This is a genomic window from Burkholderia sp. LS-044, assembly GCF_004803625.1.
Classification (GTDB): Bacteria; Pseudomonadota; Gammaproteobacteria; order Burkholderiales; family Burkholderiaceae; genus Burkholderia; species Burkholderia cepacia.
On the sequence record NZ_SSWO01000061.1, the window covers coordinates 1 to 4,962 of the forward strand.

5 tRNA genes, 5 pseudogenes and 1 other annotated feature are annotated in these 4,962 nt (G+C 54.3%); of the genes and pseudogenes, 4 read left to right on the plus strand and 6 right to left on the minus strand.

Going from position 1 to position 4,962, the window contains the following annotated elements:
- A pseudogene (locus E9536_RS41195) lies at window positions 1-304 on the minus strand (ISNCY family transposase); the annotation flags it as partial.
- A gap of 1 nt (window position 305) precedes the next feature.
- Between E9536_RS41195 and E9536_RS41200 the strand changes: the two are divergent.
- The 4 pseudogenes from E9536_RS41200 to E9536_RS41220 all read left to right on the plus strand — a co-directional run.
- Window positions 306-566, plus strand: a pseudogene (locus E9536_RS41200) (amidohydrolase family protein); the annotation flags it as partial.
- 258 nt (window positions 567-824) lie between these two features.
- Window positions 825-1,070, plus strand: a pseudogene (locus E9536_RS41205) (ISNCY family transposase); the annotation flags it as partial.
- A gap of 258 nt (window positions 1,071-1,328) precedes the next feature.
- Window positions 1,329-1,583: pseudogene (locus E9536_RS41215) on the plus strand (putrescine ABC transporter permease PotH); the annotation flags it as partial.
- Window positions 1,469-1,840, plus strand: a pseudogene (locus E9536_RS41220) (amidohydrolase family protein); the annotation flags it as partial. The pseudogenes E9536_RS41215 and E9536_RS41220, both read left to right, overlap by 115 nt.
- Before the next feature lie 714 nt (window positions 1,841-2,554).
- Here E9536_RS41220 and E9536_RS41225 read toward each other — a convergent pair.
- The 5 genes from E9536_RS41225 to E9536_RS41250 form a co-directional block, all read right to left on the minus strand.
- A tRNA-Ile gene (locus E9536_RS41225) sits at window positions 2,555-2,631 on the minus strand.
- Between the two features lie 692 nt (window positions 2,632-3,323).
- Window positions 3,324-3,454 (plus strand) — a sequence feature (16S ribosomal RNA rRNA prediction is too short).
- 587 nt (window positions 3,455-4,041) lie between these two features.
- A tRNA-Ala gene (locus E9536_RS41235) sits at window positions 4,042-4,117 on the minus strand.
- Window positions 4,118-4,168: 51 nt separating this feature from the next.
- Window positions 4,169-4,244, minus strand: a tRNA-Ala gene (locus E9536_RS41240).
- A gap of 73 nt (window positions 4,245-4,317) precedes the next feature.
- Window positions 4,318-4,393, minus strand: a tRNA-Ala gene (locus E9536_RS41245).
- Between the two features lie 73 nt (window positions 4,394-4,466).
- A tRNA-Ala gene (locus E9536_RS41250) sits at window positions 4,467-4,542 on the minus strand.
- Between the last annotated feature and the right edge of the window lie 420 nt (window positions 4,543-4,962).

The following is a 4,962-nucleotide window of genomic DNA, read 5'->3' on the forward strand; positions in this document are numbered from 1 at the left end:
CACGAATCTCGATCCGCCCATCCGGGTACTCCCACACCTCGATCTGCCGGTCGATCAGCTTCCGGTTCTCCAGTGTGTCGTCCAGTAAGTACATCACCCGGTCGTACTGCACCGTCAGCGACTTCGTCACTTTCCGCGGCTCGCGCCATGTCAGCACCAAGTCCAGACTCTCGTCGGATCGCAGCGGCCGGTGCGCATTGAACTCGCTCTTCGGCGGCTTCGCGAAGCGCGCGTTGTAGGCGGCCATGAAGGAGGGCGCGTAAGCGTTGGCGTCGACCACCGTGTTGATCCCGCGCAATCTCAACTACGCGACGCTCGCGAAGGGGCCGAAGCTGCCGTTCGAATACCAGTACAACTCGACGCGCCACTTCATGCGCGAACTGAACCGTCTCGGCGTGACCGGCGTGATCGACGCGGGCGGCGGTTCGCAGAATTACCCGGACGACTACGAGGTGATCCGCAAGCTGCACGACGCGGGCGAGATGACGATCCGGATCGCGTACAACCTGTTCACGCAGAAGCCGAACGCCGAGAAGGAAGACTTCGTGAACTGGACGAAGAGCATCGCCACTCGCCACCAGGTGCAAGCACCCGTGCTGCCGTTCGACTTGCATGTGTAAGGCATGCCGCCAGCGTTCAATCTGAGCCAGGATCAAACTCTTCAGTTTAAACCTGTTACTGTTTTCGGTTCAGTTAAGAACCGGTCGCTCACTCAAAGCTGACAGGAATATGAATCACTTCATAAACCTGACTTACTTTAGTGTGAGACTCTTGATACTTTTGCTATCTGATCCGAAGATCAGCTCGCTTCCATCAAGCCCGGTAACCGTGTGACACCGTTCGGCCGCGCGATGTACGAGCTGAACATCGACACGTTCTGCGCGAACAGCAGCTCGGCCAAGGGGCGCGTCGAGCGAGCGCACCTGACGTTGCAGGATCGACTGGTCAAGGAGTTGAGATTGCGCGGGATCAACACGGTGGTCGACGCCAACGCTTACGCGCCCTCCTTCATGGCCGCCTACAACGCGCGCTTCGCGAAGCCGCCGAAGAGCGAGTTCAATGCGCACCGGCCGCCCGTAGCTTTTCGCAGGCTACCGCGTCCTTCATCGCCTGTGATCGCCAAGGCATCCACCACATGCACTTGTTCGCTTGACCCTATAACGAGTCTGTCTCGTTACAGGTTGAGTTCTCGCGTTGTGCCATATTCCAATTGAGTCAAACTTAGAGTTCGAATCATCTTGAGATACATCGATACAATCACAACCCGGATAGTTTTCACGTCCATCTCAAGACGCTTCCGCTATCCAAATTACTTACTTCTTCCAGATTCCGTGTCGACCGTGCTGTGCCTGCTGATCGGCTATCCGATGGCGTACTACATCGCGCGCTCGGAACCGAACCGCCGCAACGTGCTGATGATGGCCGTGATGCTGCCGTTCTGGACGTCGTTCCTGATCCGCGTGTACGCATGGATCGGCATCCTGAAGGACGACGGCCTCCTGAACCACACGCTGATCGCGCTGGGCATCATCCACACGCCGCTGCGCCTCTATCACAGCGACGCGGGCGTCTACATCGGGATGGGACGAAGGTCGTCGATCTCGAGGGCCGCGGCGCGCTGCCGGGCCTGATCGACAACCACTGCCACGTGATTCGCGGCGGCCTGAACTACAACATGGAACTGCGTTGGGACGGCGTGCCGTCGCTCGCGGTTGCAATGGACATGCTCAAGCGGCAGGTGGCGATCACGCCCGCGCCGCAATGGGTGCGCGTGGTCGGCGGCTTCACCGAGCACCAGTTCGCCGAGAAGCGCCTGCCGACGATCGACGAACTCAACGCTCCGCTCCGTTGCAGCCATCGCAGCCTCCGGCGCCGGACACCCGGCGGCCGGACAGCTTACGCGGCACGAAAGCGGACATTTCCATGTAGCCAAAAGCGGACATTTCCATCTAGCTACTACAACACATGTCATACCCGGATTCAGATGTCCACCTTCCAGCTATTTAGAGATGTCCGGTTTTAAGGTCGGTTTTGCTGCGTCTCTTTCCTCGCTTTAACCGTTACGCAGTGTCGAAGGCCGGCGCCTGAACGGGCACAACCCGGATAGTTTTCACGTCCATCTCAAGACGCTTCCGCTATCCAAATTACTTACTTCTTCCAGATTGTTAAAGAACGACAGCCGATACTTTCGTATCACTCTGACTGGCTCAATCGCCAATGCAAAATTCTCGGTTCATCGTATGAACCAAGCACTTAGCGTTGGTGATTGGTGGAGGCAGACGGGATCGAACCGACGACCCCCTGCTTGCAAAGCAGGTGCTCTCCGTAGCTTTTCGCAGGCTACCGCGTCCTTCATCGCCTGTGATCGCCAAGGCATCCACCACATGCACTTGTTCGCTTGACCCTATAACGAGTCTGTCTCGTTACAGGTTGAGTTCTCGCGTTGTGCCGTATTCCAATTGAGTCAAACTTAGAGTTCGAATCATCTTGAGATACATCGATACAATCACAACCCGGATAGTTTTCACGTCCATCTCAAGACGCTTCCGCTCAATGGTGGGTCTGGTTGGATTCGAACCAACGACCCCCGCCTTATCAAGACGGTGCTCTAACCGACTGAGCTACAGACCCCTGAGTCTGTCTTTAATTTACAGCCGATAAGCGTGAGCGCTCAACTTGTGCGAGAAGCTCTGGAAAGGAGGTGATCCAGCCGCACCTTCCGATACGGCTACCTTGTTACGACTTCACCCCAGTCATGACTCCTACCGTGGTGACCGCCCGGATAGTTTTCACGTCCATCTCAAGACGCTTCCGCTATCCAAATTACTTACTTCTTCCAGATTGTTAAAGAACGACAGCCGATACTTTCGTACCGCTCTGACTGGCTCAATCGCCAATGCAAAATTCTCGGTTCATCGTATGAACCAAGCACTTAGCGTTGGTGATTGGTGGAGGCAGACGGGATCGAACCGACGACCCCCTGCTTGCAAAGCAGGTGCTCTGAAACACGAAGTTCCTCGCAGATTGCTCTTTAAAAATTAACAGCCGATAAGTGTGGGCGCTTGATGGAAGCGAGCTGATCTTCGGATCAGATAGCAAAAGTATCAAGAGTCTCACACTAAAGTAAGTCAGGTTTATGAAGTGATTCATATTCCTGTCAGCTTTGAGTGAGCGACCGGTTCTTAACACTTACTTTAGTGTGAGACTCTTGATACTTTTGCTATCTGATCCGAAGATCAGCTCGCTTCCATCAAGCGCCCACACTTATCGGCTGTTAATTTTTAAAGAGCAATCTGCGAGGAACTTCGTGTTTCCCGGCAGCGCTGCGTTTTCAGCAGCAGAGAAGCGAGATTATAGAAGTGGCTAGTCTAACCGCAAGGAGGACGGTCACCACGGTAGGATTCATGACTGGGGTGAAGTCGTAACAAGGTAGCCGTATCGGAAGGTGCGGCTGGATCACCTCCTTTCCAGAGCTTCTCGCACAAGTTGAGCGCTCACGCTTATCGGCTGTTACGGATCAAAGCTTGTTTGCCAGCTCCCCGTAGCTTTTCGCAGGCTACCGCGTCCTTCATCGCCTGTGATCGCCAAGGCATCCACCACATGCACTTGTTCGCTTGACCCTATAACGAGTCTGTCTCGTTACAGGTTGAGTTCTCGCGTTGTGCCCATTGGCGATTGAGCCAGTCAGAGTGATACGAAAGTATCGGCTGTCGTTCTTTAACAATCTGGAAGAAGTAAGTAATTTGGATAGCGGAAGCGTCTTGAGATGGACGTGAAAACTATCCGGGTTGTGATTGTATCGATGTATCTCAAGATGATTGCTTGATGGAAGCGAGCTGATCTTCGGATCAGATAGCAAAAGTATCAAGAGTCTCACACTAAAGTAAGTCAGGTTTATGAAGTGATTCATATTCCTGTCAGCTTTGAGTGAGCGACCGGTTCTTAACCGAACCGAAAACAGTAACAGGTTCTCTGACTGGCTCAATCGCCAATGCAAAATTCTCGGTTCATCGTATGAACCAAGCACTTAGCGTTGGTGATTGGTGGAGGCAGACGGGATCGAACCGACGACCCCCTGCTTGCAAAGCAGGTGCTCTCCCAGCTGAGCTATGCCCCCATTGCAAAATTCTCGGTTCATCGTATGAACCAAGCACTTAGCGTTGGTGATTGGTGGAGGCAGACGGGATCGAACCGACGACCCCCTGCTTGCAAAGCAGGTGCTCTCCCAGCTGAGCTATGCCCCCATTGAGTACAGATGCCCTCAGGTGTGCAAAACTCTCGATTCATCGGATGAACCAAGCACTTAGCGTTGGTGATTGGTGGAGGCAGACGGGATCGAACCGACGACCCCCTGCTTGCAAAGCAGGTGCTCTCCCAGCTGAGCTATGCCCCCATGTACAGATTTGCCTCAGGTGTTTGCAAAATTCTCGGTTCATCGTATGAACCAAGCACTTAGCGTTGGTGATTGGTGGAGGCAGACGGGATCGAACCGACGACCCCCTGCTTGCAAAGCAGGTGCTCTCCCAGCTGAGCTATGCCCCCATGTACAGATTTGCCTCAGGTGTTTCCGAAGATCAGCTCGCTTCCATCAAGCGCCCACACTTATCGGCTGTTAATTTTTAAAGAGCAATCTGCGAGGAACTTCGTGTTTCCCGGCAGCGCTGCGTTTTCAGCAGCAGAGAAGCGAGATTATGAACCGGTGTACGGTGTACGGTGTACGGTGTACGGTGTACGGTGTACGGTGTACGGTGTACGGTGTACGGTGTACGGTGTACGGTGTACGGTGTACGGTGTACGGTGTACGGTGTACGGTGTACGGTGTACGGTGTACGTGATCCGCTCCGTTGCAGCCATCGCAGCCTCCGGCGCCGGACACCCGGCGGCCGGACAGCTTACGCGGCACGAAAGCGGACATTTCCATGTAGCCAAAAGCGGACATTTCCATCTAGCTACTACAACACA